Origin of the sequence: Vibrio stylophorae, assembly GCF_921293875.1 — a bacterium.
Taxonomy (GTDB): Bacteria; Pseudomonadota; Gammaproteobacteria; order Enterobacterales; family Vibrionaceae; genus Vibrio_A; species Vibrio_A stylophorae.
The window spans coordinates 387,670-401,541 of record NZ_CAKLDI010000002.1; the positions used below are offsets into that span (position 1 = coordinate 387,670).

Sequence of the window (13,872 nt, forward strand, 5' to 3'; positions counted from 1 at the left end):
TTCTGCTATAAGCTCATTTACCACGAAAGATCAAATTTACATCGTTATTACACGCCCAATTGCGAGATGCATCTCTTATTTTCCAATGAAATTAGATTTACGCACAAAGCTATGCGTACACTTTGCGCTCATTTTTAATTTGAACACGAAATATGAGAGATAATTTGATCGCCGCTGCACCGTGGCAACATTACTCGGATATTTTACAAAAAGATCCGCAATCAATCAGTTTTCGACAACCCAAAAAAGAGGATGGTCTCGCGATCCATCAACTCATCGCTCACTCACCACCACTCGATACCAACTCCACATATTGTAACTTCCTGCAGGCCGATCATTTTCGCCACACCTGCATTGTGTGTGAACAAAATTGCGAAATTGCAGGATTTATTTCCGCTTATCGTAAGCCGGAAGATCCCACCACCCTCTTTGTATGGCAAGTGGTGGTTGGCGAAACAGTACGTGGACTTGGCATCGGCTATCGCATGCTGACTGAGCTGCTTGCGCGTGATGCATTGGCTGATATTCAAGCCATTGAAACAACCATCACCGACGATAACGACGCCTCATGGGCACTGTTTCGCAAACTTGAAAAAGCGCATCAACTAGGCCACGTCAGCATCTTTCTCGACAAAGAGAACCACTTTCAAGCGCAGCACGAGACTGAATTTTTGTTTCGTGTACCCCTCGCTAAATAATGGATATTCATATGACTATTTTTAAAGCCAAGGAATCAAACGTTCAAACCTATGCCAACAGTTTTCCAACGCGATTTACCAAGGCGCAAGGCTGCTGGCTATTTGATGATCAAGGCAAACGCTACATCGATTTTCTTGCCGGTGCCGGTGCACTGAACTATGGCCATAACCACCCAGAGCTAAAAAAAGCACTCATCGATTACATTACAGCTGATGGTGTGACCCATGGTCTTGATATGCATACCGATGCCAAAGCCAATTTCATTGCCCGTTTTGATGAAATTATCCTGCGCCCACGCCATCTTGATTACCGTTTTCAATTTACTGGCCCAACGGGGACCAACGCAGTAGAAGCTGCGCTGAAACTCGCGCGTAAAGTCACGGGCCGCGCCAACATTGTTGCCTTTACCAATGGCTTTCATGGCGTTTCCTACGGCGCGCTCGCAGCCACAGGTAACCAGCACCATCGCGGCGGCGCTGGGGTACCCCTTTCAGGCGTCAGCCGCATTCCTTACCAAGGCTATGCCGGCATTGATGGGCTGAGCCTATTTGAAACGCAGCTTTCTGATCGCTCAAGTGGCCTTGATAAACCGGCGGCGGTCATTGTGGAGTGCGTGCAAGGTGAAGGCGGCCTCAATGTTGCAACGCCAGAATGGCTAAAGCGTCTTGAGCAGATCTGTCGCCAGCACAACATTCTGCTGATTGTGGATGATATTCAAGCAGGCTGTGGCCGAACCGGTACCTTCTTTAGTTTCGAGCCTTCAGGGATTAAACCCGATCTCGTGGTGCTGTCAAAGTCCATTGGTGGCTATGGCTTGCCTATGTCAATTGTGCTTTTAAAACCTGAGTTAGACCAATGGGCGCCTGGTGAGCATAACGGCACCTTCCGTGGCAATAACCATGCCTTTGTCACTGCGGCCAAAGCCTTGGATCTCTTCTGGCAAACCAATGAGCTCAGCCAGCACATTGACGCTCGTGCCAAGCAGCTCAATCAGCATCTACAAAAACAACTCAAATTACATCCAGAGCTCTTTGTCAACCTGAAAGGTCGCGGCTTAATGCAGGGCATTGCCTGTCAAAATGGCGATATCGCCTCAGCCATTAGCCAAGCTTGCTTTGAGCGCGGCATGATCATTGAAACCGCAGGCCCAGAAGGACAAGTGGTGAAGTTTTTCTGTCCGCTGACCATTAGCGAGGCTGAGATGGAGCAAGGAATTCATCATTTCATTGAAGCAGCAGCTAAAGTGGCAAAAGCGCAAAATAGCCATTCACGTAAAGCATCTTAAGTTTCAAGGATTGAAGTTAAGGACAGGAGTAAAAGATGATCGTTCGTACATTAAAAGAGTGTCAGCAGAGTCCGCGCCGCGTGGTGAGTGAAAACTGGGAAAGTGTTCGCATGCTACTGCGCGACGATAAGATGGGATTTTCCTTTCATATCACCACCATCTATGCGGGCACTGAAACCCATATCCATTACAAAAACCATTTAGAGTCCGTTTATTGCATGTCGGGCTATGGCGAAATTGAAGTAGTGGGTGGTAAAACTTACCCTATCGAGCCAGGGACACTTTATATTCTCGATCAAAATGATGAGCACTATTTACGTGCCTATCAAGACGCGCCAATGGAGATGGCTTGTGTGTTCAATCCCCCGATCACTGGCCAAGAGGTGCATGATGAGCATGGGGTGTATGCGCTTGTTGATTAATATGCGCACCTCACGCTCCGTAATTTGATGGTGAATTGATAACTCACCAAGCCAATCAAGGCAGATAAAGACAAAAATGGAGAGATAGTCCCCTATCTCTCCATTTTAGATTTCATCGAACATTAAGATCGTGATGTATCCACCCATATTTCATCGCGCCTCACTTTCTAAGACTGCTACTCACTGAGTAAGGTTTGATAGGTCACAAATGCCGTTTGGGTATCGCCATAGTAAATCACCCCATCCGCTTGCGCGGCTACACGGAGCCAGCTTTTCTCAGATGCTGGCGCCGGTAGTTGAACGGACCAATGTTTTCCATCTTGACTGCTTGGCTGCATATCGGTGGGTTGGGTTTGCGCATCAAGTGTATCGACCAGTGCGAGTTTGATTCCGTCCAGCGGAAACACTGATGTGAGTGATAGTACGAGTCCATCTTCTGTGAGCTTTTCGGCGCGAAATTTAATTTTAAACTCGCCATTTTCCATATCACAAAGGCCACTGGTATAACGGCAATTGGACTTGCTCAGCAGTTTATAGCTTTGCCCCTCTTTTGCTGCGTGTGGCTTTTCACTCAAAGCAATATCCGTCGCCAAATAGGCAATAACAGAAAGAATCGGTGCGACCAGCAGCGCAATGATGACGTGTTTATTTTTAAGCATGAAACTTCCTTGCCGCAATGCCGTTTCACCAACCTAGCGAAAACTCGGTGTTATGTCGTCAATATTTCATCATCGATGACAACACTTCAATCAATGATAGCCACCATAACAACCCGAAAGCGTTTATGGTGGCTTCTTTTACTCATTCAATTCTAGTGCTCAGTCAATTTTAGTGCTCAACCGCGCCACCAGCACCGGCAGGAATACGCACATCTTCCACCAAGTCTTTTACTGATTGCGGTGTTTCTGCCGTCACTCTTGATACTGCAAATGCCACACTAAAATTCACCAAGGCACCAATAGCACCAAATGCATTGGGCTCAATGCCAAAGAACCAGTTCTCACCCCAGCTTTCTAGATATCGCCAATCAGCAAAGAACAAAATCCCTTTGTGCTGAAACACATAGAATAAAGTGATCCCGATACCTGCAATCATGCCTGCAATTGCACCCTCTTTATTGATGCTTTTACTAAAGATACCCATCATTAATGCAGGGAAAATCGAAGAGCCAGCCAAGCCAAAGGCCAGAGCCACCGTGCCAGCGGCAAAGCCTGGCGGATTCAGCCCTAAATACCCCGCCACGGCAATGGCCACAGCCATGGATATTCGACTGGCAAAGAGCTCTTTTTTCTCAGAAATATTGGGATTGATCACCCCTTTGATTAAATCATGAGAGATTGCAGAAGAGATCGCCAGCAACAAACCTGCCGCTGTTGAAAGTGCCGCAGCCAGACCTCCCGCAGCAACCAATGCAATGACCCAATTGGGCAGTTTTGCAATCTCAGGATTTGCCAGCACCATAATGTCGCGATCAACCTTCAGCTCATTGGTCGCAGGATTGGATGTGTATTCAATATATCCATCGCTGTTTTTATCCTCAAAGCCGAGCAAGCCTGTTTTTTCCCAGTTTTTAAACCATTCAGGTCGTTCATCATAAGCAAGGTGCTGACTCGGCGCGGGATTCACTGTATCCATTAAATTAAGACGCGCCATGGCAGACACTGCGGGGGCGGTTGTGTATAGAATCGCGATAAATAGCAATGCCCAACCTGCTGACGTGCGCGCATCTCGCACCTTTGGCACCGTAAAGAAACGAATGATGACATGGGGTAAACCCGCAGTACCAATCATCAGCGACAAGGTGTAGACAAACATATTGAGGGTGTCGCCACGCACTTGCGTGGTGTATTCGCTAAAACCAAGCTCAGTCACCACTTGATCAAGCCTGTCGAGCAGATACACATCGGTGCCTGCAAGCGTACTCCCGAGCCCTATTTGCGGCAGGGGGTGACCCGTTAACTGCAAAGAGATAAAGATGGCAGGGATGGTATAGGCAAAAATAAGCACGCAATATTGCGCAATCTGCGTATAGGTGATCCCTTTCATGCCGCCCATCACGGCGTACATAAAGACGATACACATGCCAATAAGCAGGCCTGTGGCATAGTCGACCTCAAGAAAGCGGCCAAAGGCGACGCCCACCCCTTTCATTTGACCGATCACATAAGTGACCGAGGCGATAATTAAGCAAATAACCGCCACAATACGCGCCGTGTTTGAATAGAAGCGCTCGCCAACAAACTCAGGCACGGTAAATTTGCCAAATTTGCGCAAATAAGGCGCCAACAAAAGAGCCAATAATACATAGCCCCCCGTCCACCCCATCAGAAAGACCGAGCCGCCGTAACCCATAAACGCGATTAAACCAGCCATTGAAATAAACGAAGCCGCTGACATCCAATCTGCCGCAGTTGCCATCCCATTGGCAATGGGGTTGACACCACCGCCCGCCACGTAAAACTCTTTGGTTGAGCAAGCACGAGTCCAGATTGCAATACCGATATAGAGCAGAAAGGTGGCACCGACAATCAGGTAAGTCGTCGTTTTCAAATCCATGATTTCTGCTCCTTACTCGTCTACATCAAATTCTCTGTCGATTTGTCGCATCTTCCACGCGTAGAAGAAAATGATCCCAAGGAAGGTATAAATTGAGCCTTGCTGTGCAAACCAAAAACCCAATTTGTATCCACCTATTTGTATTTGATTGAGTACATCTACAAATAAAATGCCGCAACCAAAAGAGACGATAAACCAAAGGATCATTAAGCCGATCATCAGTCTTACGTTCTTACGCCAATAAGCGTGGGCTCGTTCCTGACTTTCAAACGCCATTGCTATCTCCTTTATATTTGTATTGATAGAATGCTTCCAAATTCAAAATAGCAGCGTTGAGAAAAGTTCTCCTTTTCACTTTCAGCGATAAAATTTCAAGTTAAATTGCAATACAAATAGCCAACTGCAGCGTGCACTGGGGCAAAGGACTCGATCATCCTTCCCGCAAATAGGACTAAGATTGATTTTTTGTAGCACAAGAATTGCAACTGAGATCACGATATATCAATTTTTAACAACGTGTCACTGTGCTTTTGCTAAGTGAACGCAACGCCGCACCATGTCAATAGAAAAGCATGGATAAACTATGCGCGCATAAAATATGGGTGAATCAATGGGTGACTCACCTGCAGATGAGTCTCTGTATTCAGAATAAAAAATACAGAGACAGAAAAAATAGAGAACGAATCAAGAGAAAAAAATTTGTACTGGATTATTAAATCATCACGATTTGAATTAGAACCGTCATTGATGAAATACAAAATGATTGAAAAAACACGCCTATTGAACCTAATAAACGCGTATTTGTCATAAAACGCTTCAGGCAAAAGCGCCCTATCTTATAGAGTCATCGCAAACGCCAGAATATCAATGCGCTGATGCTTACTGTAATCAGCGAATCTCGTCCTGCCCATCTTCATGATGGCCAATGGCACCCACTTCCAAAAATGGAGCCACATTCAGCTGCTCTGCATTCATCATTGAGGAGATACGCTGCACGGAAGAGAGCAGCAAATTTTGCTCCCAAGGCTCCAAAGCTTGAAAACGCTCAATAAAATGATGTTGAAGCGGTAACGGCGCATCAGAAAGTAGACGACGCCCCTCATCAGTCAAATAGGCATGCACTTTTCGCTTATCAAGCAAACTACGCTGTCGTTCAACCAATCCGCGGCTTTCAAGGCGATCAATAATCGTGGTCGCCGTTGCCTGACTCATATTGGTATTTTTCGACAGCTGACGAATCGTTACTTCACCAGAGTCACGGATCGCACGCATAATCAGCAGTTGAGGACCTGTCAGTCCCAACTCTTTATTGAGCTGTCGAGAGTGTAAATCAATGGCGCGAATAATTTGGCGAATCGCAACCAGTACTTCTTCATGAATATCCATAAGCCCCCCGTAGCAAACTGGAAAAAACTACATGAATCAGCTGTGAACATAAAGCTAAAATGATGAAAATATGACAAAAGGCAGCCATTGGCTGCCTTTTTCTACACACTGTGTGTTTATTGTGCTGCTTTCTTTGCAACGACAATCCATGTATCAAATAATGCACGATTGGCTTTAATCCATGCATCAGCATGGGCCTCAACATCCGCGGGTTTGTTTTGCCCTTCATACATCATGCGATTTTGCGTGTTCACCGCATTGATCGGCAGTGCCATCACTTCAAATAGTTTGGCCGCAGCTGGGTTGTCTTGTGCAAATTGCTTATTGGCAACAATGCGCATGGCATTCATCTCAAAGCCATAGTTCTTGCCATTGGTAAGCTTGGTATCCACATCGCCTCGCGCGCCCGGTAGCGATGAAAATGGCACTTCTAACCACGTCACATCTTTACCCGGAACTAGCACACCACTGAGCCAGTAAGGCGTCCATGTATAGTAGAGAATCGGCTCACCTTGCTTATAACGCGCAATGCTGTCTGCAATGATTGCAGCATAGTTGCCTCGATTGTGAGTGACACTGTCACGAAGTTCATAGGCATCGAGATGATGTTCAATCACCAACTCACACCCCCAACCTGGGTTACAACCTGTTAAGTCCGCTTTGCCATCATTATTGGCATCAAACAATGCTGCAATTTTAGGATCTTTCAACTGCTCAATATTGGTAATTTTGTATTTATCAGCGGTTTTTTTGTCGATCAAATAACCCTGCGCAGCACCAGTGATATAGTTGCCCTTCATATAGAATTTGGCATCACCACCAGCCTTGTTGTATTTGTCGATATGAAGCGGCATCCACGCCACCGCAAGGTAAGTAGCATCGCCAGAAGCCACTGAAGCATACCCAACGTTATAATCCACCTCTTTGATGGGCTGAACTTCATAGCCAAGCTCTGCCAAGGCTTTATTGACGATTAAGGTTTGAAATGTTTCTTCAGCAACGGCGCCCTGTACACCTTGTACTTGGATCCCTTGACCGGGGAGTGTACCGGCTTGCGCCCAAAATGGAGCAGCCACAAGACATGCAGCCGCGAGATTGCGTTTCCATGAAACAATCATGCGTCTTCCTCTTTTGTTGAAATTGATTGAGCTGAAATAAGTTGATTTGAAGTGCGGTTTAATCCGCGATAACACAGGCCAATTGGGCCGCGCTGATACCAACGCATCGTGCGATCGCGTCCATCTTCGCCCAAGCGTTGGGTAATGCGATCGAGCAAAATCGCCATAATAACGATGCCAAGTCCGCCTACTGCAGCCATGCCGACATCCATTTGTCCCATGCTGCGATATACGGTGAGCCCCAAACCGCCGACACCAATCATCGAGGCAATCACCACCATCGACAGTGACAACATTAAGGTTTGGTTCATACCCGCCATAATGGTTGGCATGGCTAAGGGTAATTCGATGCGTGTGAGCATTTGCCAGCGACTTGCGCCAAAGGCATGCCCCGCTTCAATGAGCTCTTCGGGGACTTGCTGGATCCCCAAAATAGTCAATCGAATCATCGGCGGCAGGGCGAAAATAATTGTCACAATGACCCCTGATACATTACCGATACTAAACAGCATCACCACTGGAACCAGATAGACAAAGGCGGGCGTAGTTTGCATCGCATCCAATATGGGTTTGACCAACTGCGATGCGCGATTTGATTTCGATAAGCCGATGCCCAAAGGCAATCCAAGCAGCACACAGAAAAAGAGTGAGGTGAGCACCAATGACAGGGTCACCATGGCTTCTTGCCACAAGCCAAGCATGCCAATGGCAAGCATCGATACCATGGAAATTAACCCGAGGCGCTTGCCAACCAGCTGCCAGACAAAAAGAAAAATCAGCAGCAACATCAAAGGTGCTGGCATTTGCGTCAGCGCATATTCAAAGTGACTCAAAATAAAATCGATGGGTTGGCGTATCGCCTGAAATACAGGACGTCCTTGCTCTACCAGCGTTTCAAGCCCGCTGTTGACCCAGCTATCTAAAGGAAGCTGTGATTGTTCAAATGGATTGAGCCAGTCAAAGGGCTGTTCACTGACGTTGGATGGTGTCACATGCGACACCCAACTATCGGCTTGTCCTGTCACTGCGTCTGCTGACCATGGATCAGCGCTGGCACCCGCGTCCCCTGCACTCGCCCAGGGATCAGCGTCAATTTGCCCGCTCTCCGAGATTTGTGCATCCACTGTACTTTCTGCATTAACCGTACTTTCTGCATTAACTGTATTTTCGGAGGTCGCCATAGTTTGCGCCCAAGGATCGAGCGGCGCATTATCTTGCGTTATATCAGTCATGATTTAAGCCCTATCCAATGTTTGCAGTAAGCGGGTTTTGCTAATTACGCCATGATAAAAACCATCTTTATCAACAACGGGTAAGGGATATGGCACTTTAGCCACATCACCAATGACGTCACCAATCGGCTGCTCTGGCAAAACACTATGGCTATTTTTTAGTACGGCGGCATCGATGGGCAGATTCTGGCTATGGGCTTGATGCAAGGCTTCCACCGACATCATGCCGATAAACTGGTTTTGCGGTGTGAGCAGCACGCCATATTCGCGGTCATGATCCAATAGCTGCTGAAGGGCTGCTGCTGGGCCATCTTGCAGGCCTTTTTTGAAAATGGCGGATGGTCGTTTGCGCGCCAAATCGCCTGCACTAAATACCGAAGCAACATTAACACCGCGAAAGAAAGAGCTGACATAGTCATTGGCTGGTTGATGCAAAATCTCATCGGGCGTGCCCACTTGCACCACCACCCCATCTTGCATGATGGCAATGCGATCGCCGATACGCATCGCCTCATCAAGATCATGGGAAATAAAGACAATGGTGCGCTGATCGCTACTTTGCAGGCGTAACAGCTCATCTTGCATCTCGGTACGAATCAAGGGATCCAGCGCTGAAAAAGCTTCATCCATCAGCAAAATATCAGGATCATTGGCCAAGGCGCGCGCCAAACCGACACGCTGTTTCATACCGCCAGAAAGTGCGTCTGGATAAGCATCCGCATAGGGCTCTAAACCAACGCGCGCTAAAGCCGCCATGGCGCTTTGCTTGCGCGCATCCGCCGTGATACCTGCCAGCTCCAAACCAAAGGCGGTGTTTTCAACCACAGTCATATGTGGCATCAAGGCGAAATTTTGAAACACCATACTCATGTGCTGACGACGAACATCGCGCAATGCTTGCTCAGAGATATGTGCAATATCCTGACCACGAAATGTCACTTCGCCTTGGGTGGGTTCAATCAAACGGTTCAGTAAGCGAACTAAGGTCGATTTACCTGAGCCAGACAGGCCCATGATGACGAAGACTTCGCCCTGTTGAATAGAAAGAGAAACATCTTGGACGCCAATCGTCGCCCCAGTCTCTTCAAAGATTTCCGTTTTACTCATCCCTTGTTTAAGCAATGAGAGCGCCGCCTGTGGCGCGTCGCCAAACACCTTATATAGGTTTTTGACCTCCAACATCGTTGTCATAATTGCATCCTTTTTACACCCGCGTAGTTATCAATCCAATCAAAATCACGCGCGCAATTGGTATGCACTCTAAACATTCATGTTTTAAAGATCAAATCGCTGAATCGATCTTTCAGCATAAAATCAAGCTCTAATACCAGTAACAAACTGGCCTCATGCTATTTTTAATTATTCTTTAGTTAGAATTCGAAACATCAAAATTGTCGTAATCACTACGGCCAAAGCAAACTTGGACCAAGGCAGACATACGCACAAAAAATGCAGATTACTCGCTTTGAAAAACGCACCCATAAAAAAACGCACTCCGAAGAGTGCGTTTTCATCACAGAGATGACGAGTATTCATCCATCAAAAGATGTGGCTTGCATATGAGCGCTAAATTTTAGCCAAAATTTTATCCAGCGCATTGGCAAAGGCTTGGCGATCACCTTGGCTAAAAGGCGCAGGACCACCAGTTTGAACGCCACTGGCGCGCATGGTGTCCATAAAATCTCGCATATTTAATCGCTGGCGAATATTGTGCTCGGTATAAAGCTCACCGCGCGGGTTCAGTGCTTGCGCGCCCTTTTCTAGCACTTCGGCAGCCAATGGAATATCCGCAGTGATCACTAAATCAGCCGCTTCACAACGCTGAACGATTTCATTATCCGCGATATCGAATCCAGCTTCGACACGCAAGGTTCGAATATAGGGTGATGGTGGCACCGATAAACTCTGATTCGCCACCAGCGTCAGCATCACCTGTTTGCGCTCAGCAGCGCGATATAAAATGGTTTTAATAACGCCTGGGCAGGCATCTGCATCAACCCAAATTTGCATGGCACATCACTTCTAACAACAGCTTTCAATGGCCGCATCATAACATGCAGCCCATTGAAGCCCTACGCGATTTTCTGCTCAGCGCGCTTGATTAAACATTGCACCATCCAAATCAGCAGCAATGACAACATCACTGCCACGGCAATGGAGCTAAAGCGATACAAAATTGAGAAGGTGGCATCTTTTTGTTCTGGTACCATGCCTGTGGTTAAAGGTACGGACAATGCTGACATGGCTGAAAATGCAATGGCTGCCTTAATCGGCCCCTTGGTCAACAACCAGCAAAATGGCCCCGTGGCGAGCACAAAGGCCAGCCACATCAGCAAACCATCACTAAACCAAGCACCAAGCAATAACTGAATGACAAGGCCAGCAAAGCAGCCAAGCAATGTGCCCAACATACGCACCCGCGCAACAGTGACCGCACCTACAAAGGTCATGGGCTTAATGATGATCAGAACCGTCGCCAGCGCTGCCAATGAATCATAGAGATCAAACAGCTGAAATAACACAAAGGTCACCATGGCCACACTCCAGCCCAGCACCACCTGAGTAATCCGCCGTTTATCGCTCACCTGCTGCACTGCATTTGCAGCTAGCGCTCCGCCGTTTGATACCGGTTCAGGAAAAAGATAGTAAGCCAACGCGCAGATCCCAATATTTGCCGTTGCGATGATCCAAAGATTGATATTGAACTCTTCCATATCAAAAAATGAAAAGCTGGCAAAATTGAGCACGATGGAGCCGACCAACACACCCACATAGCCCTTTAACTCTGTTCGCGGTGAGGAAAGCAAAATACATTGGTACAGCAGGAAAATCGCGACCGCAATGGCCTGTAGCAGCCAATGAAATTGAAACACTTGGATCAGCAATGTGGCCTCAATGGTGGTGCAAAATACCGCCCACCACATCTGTTTTAGCAGCGGCCAGCGAAATTGCGGCACCTGACTTAACACAAACAGAGGCAACATCACGGCAAAAAAACCGTAGGACCAACCAAAGAGCATACTCAGCGCCATCCCCAGCGTGCAGCCAAACCAAATACGCATCACTTGCATCGTTGCCATCCCCCAAACCATGAACTCATATCATTGACCGCGTTAGTAGATATAGTGGAACCAGCTCGCAAGCCCAATCTGAATGCGTGCAAGCCAAGACCACAGCCCACCATTGTCTGGATAGAGCACCACGGTCGCACGCGAGCCAACAAATAACGGTGCTGGCAACATCTGTTTTTGACTTAAATTCACACGAATACGCTGCGCATCACGCACCCAGCGGTTGTTACTTTCAACTTTGGTCAGCGCCCCGTTGGCCGTTTGCTGCGCCACCGCGACCCCAAAATCTTGGCTGGCGATATCGTAGGAGAACACCTCTCCCGGTAGGGCATCAAAAGTGACATAGGCGTGATAGCGGCCATTGACTTGCGCCACCGATTTCTCACGAAAATCAGCCGCTACCCACAAGCTATGTTCAGGCACAAAACTGAGCATCGCCACATTGGCCTTCGCCATGGTACCCACATCCACTTGCAAGTTGGTCACCACGCCGCGACTTGGTGCCCGCACTTGAGTGTGGATAAGGTCAAGCTCTGCCTGCGCCAAACTGTTTTTGGCTAGTTGTACTGCCGTGCTTTGTCCTACACCCGCACCAAGCTGCGCTTCAATGCTGCGTAAATTTTGGCGCGCAGAACTTAAAGCAGCGAGCGTCACTTGATTTTGGGCACGTGCTTGATCAAAAGCTGATTGCGAAATCACATGTTGATGCGAGAGCTTTTGTAAACGCAAATATTCGCGATGGGCATTGGTATAGCTTGCCTGCGCTTGCGCAATGTTGGCTTTTGCCACCTCTTTTTGCGCATAGAGGGTCTGCTCTTTTTCAAGCGCAGCATCAAGCTGAAGCTGCGCGCGCGTTTTCGCCAAACGATACTTTTGCGGATCAATCTCAAAGAGCACATCACCTGCGCGTACTTTTTGGTTATTACGCACCCAGACATGAACCACAGGCCCTGAAACTTGCGGCGCCACCTGCACCACATAGCCCTGCACACGTCCTTCCGTGGTCATGGGAACGGCGCGATCAGCAATCACCACATAGGCAAATACAGCAATAAATAGGACAATTAATAAACGCATCCAGTGGCGAAATTTGTGCTCAGCAGACTGCATACAACCTCACATGCAATGAAAGATGCGCGATTATAGAAAATGTGATCTGGATCAACTAGAATCTAAAAGAGCCCACATATGACCTAAAAATAGAACAATGAAAGCCAGCCTTGATGATCTCCATCTGTTTTACCAAACCGTGCTGCATGGCGGTATTGGCGCCGCCGCACAAAAAAATGGACTGCAACGCTCCAAGGTCAGCCGACGCTTGCAGGCGTTAGAGCAACAGCTGGCTTGCCAACTCTTGATTCGCACCACCCGCCACATTGAACTCACCCATGAAGGCCAGCAGCTGTTTGATTTAATCGAAGGACCGCTTGAGCACTTGGTGCGTGGTTTATCGCTAATTCAATCATCACAGCAAGAAAATACTGGCCGCGTGCGACTCGCCATTCCATCCGCATTAATGACCTCAGCAGCGCTCAATAGCATTATCACCGAGTACACCACACGCTTTCCGCAGATTCAGCTAGAGATAGAGAATCATCAAGAAAGTGTGGATTTAAAGCGCCAAGCCTTTGATATGCAACTACTCCCTAGCGCTGCCAAAATTAGCGATGACAGTTATGTGCAATTTAGCCTGCTGCCCTATCGCTGCTACTTTGTGGCATCGCCAGACTATCTTGCGCAGCATGCGCCCATCGAACAGATCGATGATTTAACAACCCATCGCGTTTTTACCAACCGCTATAACGCACATTTAATTGAACCCATTCTTCCCATCGCCTTGAAATCTGACGATTTACACTTACTCACCAACCTAGCCAAAGTGGGCTCTGGTATTTCCTTTGTGCCGCAGATTTATAGCCGGCCTGCGCTCAGTCAAGGTGAGCTAGTCCAAGTTCTTTCACACTATCAACATGAGCGCCAGTACCTCACTTTGATCTACCCTTCAACGCGATTCTTACCCCAGCGCGTCAAGGTGCTTATTTCAATGTTTCGTGACAAATTCAAAGACAATTAAATACTTATTAAAATCCATGAGAAAAGATG

At 47.5% G+C, this 13,872-nt stretch carries 14 protein-coding genes; 4 read left to right on the forward strand and 10 right to left on the reverse strand.

Translation table 11 applies throughout. The features are described 5' to 3' along the window. The first annotated feature begins 152 nt into the window (after positions 1 to 152). Genes ectA through L9P36_RS15425 form a run of 3 tightly spaced genes read left to right on the forward strand, consistent with a single transcriptional unit; the run spans position 153 to position 2,406 of the window. Complete coding sequence (ectA, locus tag L9P36_RS15415) at positions 153 to 698, forward strand: diaminobutyrate acetyltransferase (RefSeq protein WP_237468494.1); 546 nt, start codon at positions 153 to 155, stop codon at positions 696 to 698. Between the two features lie 11 nt (positions 699 to 709). Beyond that, entirely contained in the window at positions 710 to 1,984 is a 1,275-nt protein-coding gene (ectB, locus tag L9P36_RS15420; protein ID WP_237468496.1) for a diaminobutyrate--2-oxoglutarate transaminase, read from the forward strand. A gap of 35 nt (positions 1,985 to 2,019) precedes the next feature. Then, positions 2,020 to 2,406, forward strand: a complete 387-nt coding sequence (locus L9P36_RS15425) for an ectoine synthase (protein WP_237468498.1) — start codon at positions 2,020 to 2,022, stop codon at positions 2,404 to 2,406. 176 nt (positions 2,407 to 2,582) lie between these two features. Here L9P36_RS15425 and L9P36_RS15430 read toward each other — a convergent pair whose 3' ends face one another. From L9P36_RS15430 to L9P36_RS15475, 10 genes are all read right to left on the reverse strand, one after another. Continuing rightward, entirely contained in the window at positions 2,583 to 3,065 is a 483-nt protein-coding gene (locus L9P36_RS15430; RefSeq protein WP_237468499.1) for a hypothetical protein, read from the reverse strand. A 169-nt stretch (positions 3,066 to 3,234) separates the two neighbouring features. Further along, positions 3,235 to 4,962, reverse strand: coding sequence for a sodium:solute symporter family protein (locus L9P36_RS15435; RefSeq protein WP_237468501.1), 1,728 nt, complete (start codon positions 4,960 to 4,962; stop codon positions 3,235 to 3,237). A 12-nt stretch (positions 4,963 to 4,974) separates the two neighbouring features. Continuing rightward, entirely contained in the window at positions 4,975 to 5,238 is a 264-nt protein-coding gene (locus tag L9P36_RS15440; protein ID WP_237468503.1) for a DUF4212 domain-containing protein, read from the reverse strand. A gap of 612 nt (positions 5,239 to 5,850) precedes the next feature. After that, entirely contained in the window at positions 5,851 to 6,348 is a 498-nt protein-coding gene (locus L9P36_RS15445; RefSeq protein ID WP_237468505.1) for a MarR family winged helix-turn-helix transcriptional regulator, read from the reverse strand. 116 nt (positions 6,349 to 6,464) lie between these two features. Then, on the reverse strand, positions 6,465 to 7,466 hold the full coding sequence (proX, locus tag L9P36_RS15450) for a glycine betaine/L-proline ABC transporter substrate-binding protein ProX (RefSeq protein ID WP_237468507.1): 1,002 nt from the start codon (positions 7,464 to 7,466) through the stop codon (positions 6,465 to 6,467). Continuing rightward, on the reverse strand, positions 7,463 to 8,698 hold the full coding sequence (gene proW, locus L9P36_RS15455; RefSeq protein ID WP_237468509.1) for a glycine betaine/L-proline ABC transporter permease ProW: 1,236 nt from the start codon (positions 8,696 to 8,698) through the stop codon (positions 7,463 to 7,465). The genes proX and proW overlap by 4 nt, the downstream gene beginning before the upstream one ends. Positions 8,699 to 8,701: 3 nt before the next feature. After that, complete coding sequence (gene proV / locus L9P36_RS15460) at positions 8,702 to 9,889, reverse strand: glycine betaine/L-proline ABC transporter ATP-binding protein ProV (protein ID WP_237468512.1); 1,188 nt, start codon at positions 9,887 to 9,889, stop codon at positions 8,702 to 8,704. A gap of 375 nt (positions 9,890 to 10,264) precedes the next feature. After that, positions 10,265 to 10,708, reverse strand: a complete 444-nt coding sequence (locus tag L9P36_RS15465) for a YaiI/YqxD family protein (RefSeq protein ID WP_237468514.1) — start codon at positions 10,706 to 10,708, stop codon at positions 10,265 to 10,267. 62 nt (positions 10,709 to 10,770) lie between these two features. Then, positions 10,771 to 11,769 (reverse strand): DUF2955 domain-containing protein, encoded by a 999-nt coding sequence (locus L9P36_RS15470; RefSeq protein WP_435532790.1) that lies wholly within the window; start codon positions 11,767 to 11,769, stop codon positions 10,771 to 10,773. Positions 11,770 to 11,811: 42 nt separating this feature from the next. Beyond that, positions 11,812 to 12,879 (reverse strand): HlyD family secretion protein, encoded by a 1,068-nt coding sequence (locus L9P36_RS15475; protein ID WP_237468517.1) that lies wholly within the window; start codon positions 12,877 to 12,879, stop codon positions 11,812 to 11,814. A gap of 97 nt (positions 12,880 to 12,976) precedes the next feature. Here L9P36_RS15475 and L9P36_RS15480 point away from each other — a divergent pair, with 97 nt between their 5' ends. Further along, on the forward strand, positions 12,977 to 13,843 hold the full coding sequence (locus L9P36_RS15480) for a LysR family transcriptional regulator (protein WP_237468518.1): 867 nt from the start codon (positions 12,977 to 12,979) through the stop codon (positions 13,841 to 13,843). Positions 13,844 to 13,872: the final 29 nt, after the last annotated feature.

Excerpts from the sequence above, each read along its gene's own strand:
- L9P36_RS15435 (WP_237468501.1), bottom strand. The coding sequence starts at position 4,962 with ATGGATTTGAAAACGACGACTTACCTGATTGTCGGTGCCACCTTTCTG.
- L9P36_RS15475 (WP_237468517.1), bottom strand. The coding sequence starts at position 12,879 with ATGCAGTCTGCTGAGCACAAATTTCGCCACTGGATGCGTTTATTAATT.
- L9P36_RS15470 (WP_435532790.1), bottom strand. The coding sequence starts at position 11,769 with ATGCAAGTGATGCGTATTTGGTTTGGCTGCACGCTGGGGATGGCGCTG.
- proW (WP_237468509.1), bottom strand. The coding sequence starts at position 8,698 with ATGACTGATATAACGCAAGATAATGCGCCGCTCGATCCTTGGGCGCAA.
- L9P36_RS15445 (WP_237468505.1), bottom strand. The coding sequence starts at position 6,348 with ATGGATATTCATGAAGAAGTACTGGTTGCGATTCGCCAAATTATTCGC.
- L9P36_RS15440 (WP_237468503.1), bottom strand. The coding sequence starts at position 5,238 with ATGGCGTTTGAAAGTCAGGAACGAGCCCACGCTTATTGGCGTAAGAAC.
- L9P36_RS15480 (WP_237468518.1), top strand. The coding sequence starts at position 12,977 with ATGAAAGCCAGCCTTGATGATCTCCATCTGTTTTACCAAACCGTGCTG.
- ectA (WP_237468494.1), top strand. The coding sequence starts at position 153 with ATGAGAGATAATTTGATCGCCGCTGCACCGTGGCAACATTACTCGGAT.
- L9P36_RS15425 (WP_237468498.1), top strand. The coding sequence starts at position 2,020 with ATGATCGTTCGTACATTAAAAGAGTGTCAGCAGAGTCCGCGCCGCGTG.
- L9P36_RS15465 (WP_237468514.1), bottom strand. The coding sequence starts at position 10,708 with ATGCAAATTTGGGTTGATGCAGATGCCTGCCCAGGCGTTATTAAAACC.
- ectB (WP_237468496.1), top strand. The coding sequence starts at position 710 with ATGACTATTTTTAAAGCCAAGGAATCAAACGTTCAAACCTATGCCAAC.
- L9P36_RS15430 (WP_237468499.1), bottom strand. The coding sequence starts at position 3,065 with ATGCTTAAAAATAAACACGTCATCATTGCGCTGCTGGTCGCACCGATT.
- proV (WP_237468512.1), bottom strand. The coding sequence starts at position 9,889 with ATGACAACGATGTTGGAGGTCAAAAACCTATATAAGGTGTTTGGCGAC.
- proX (WP_237468507.1), bottom strand. The coding sequence starts at position 7,466 with ATGATTGTTTCATGGAAACGCAATCTCGCGGCTGCATGTCTTGTGGCT.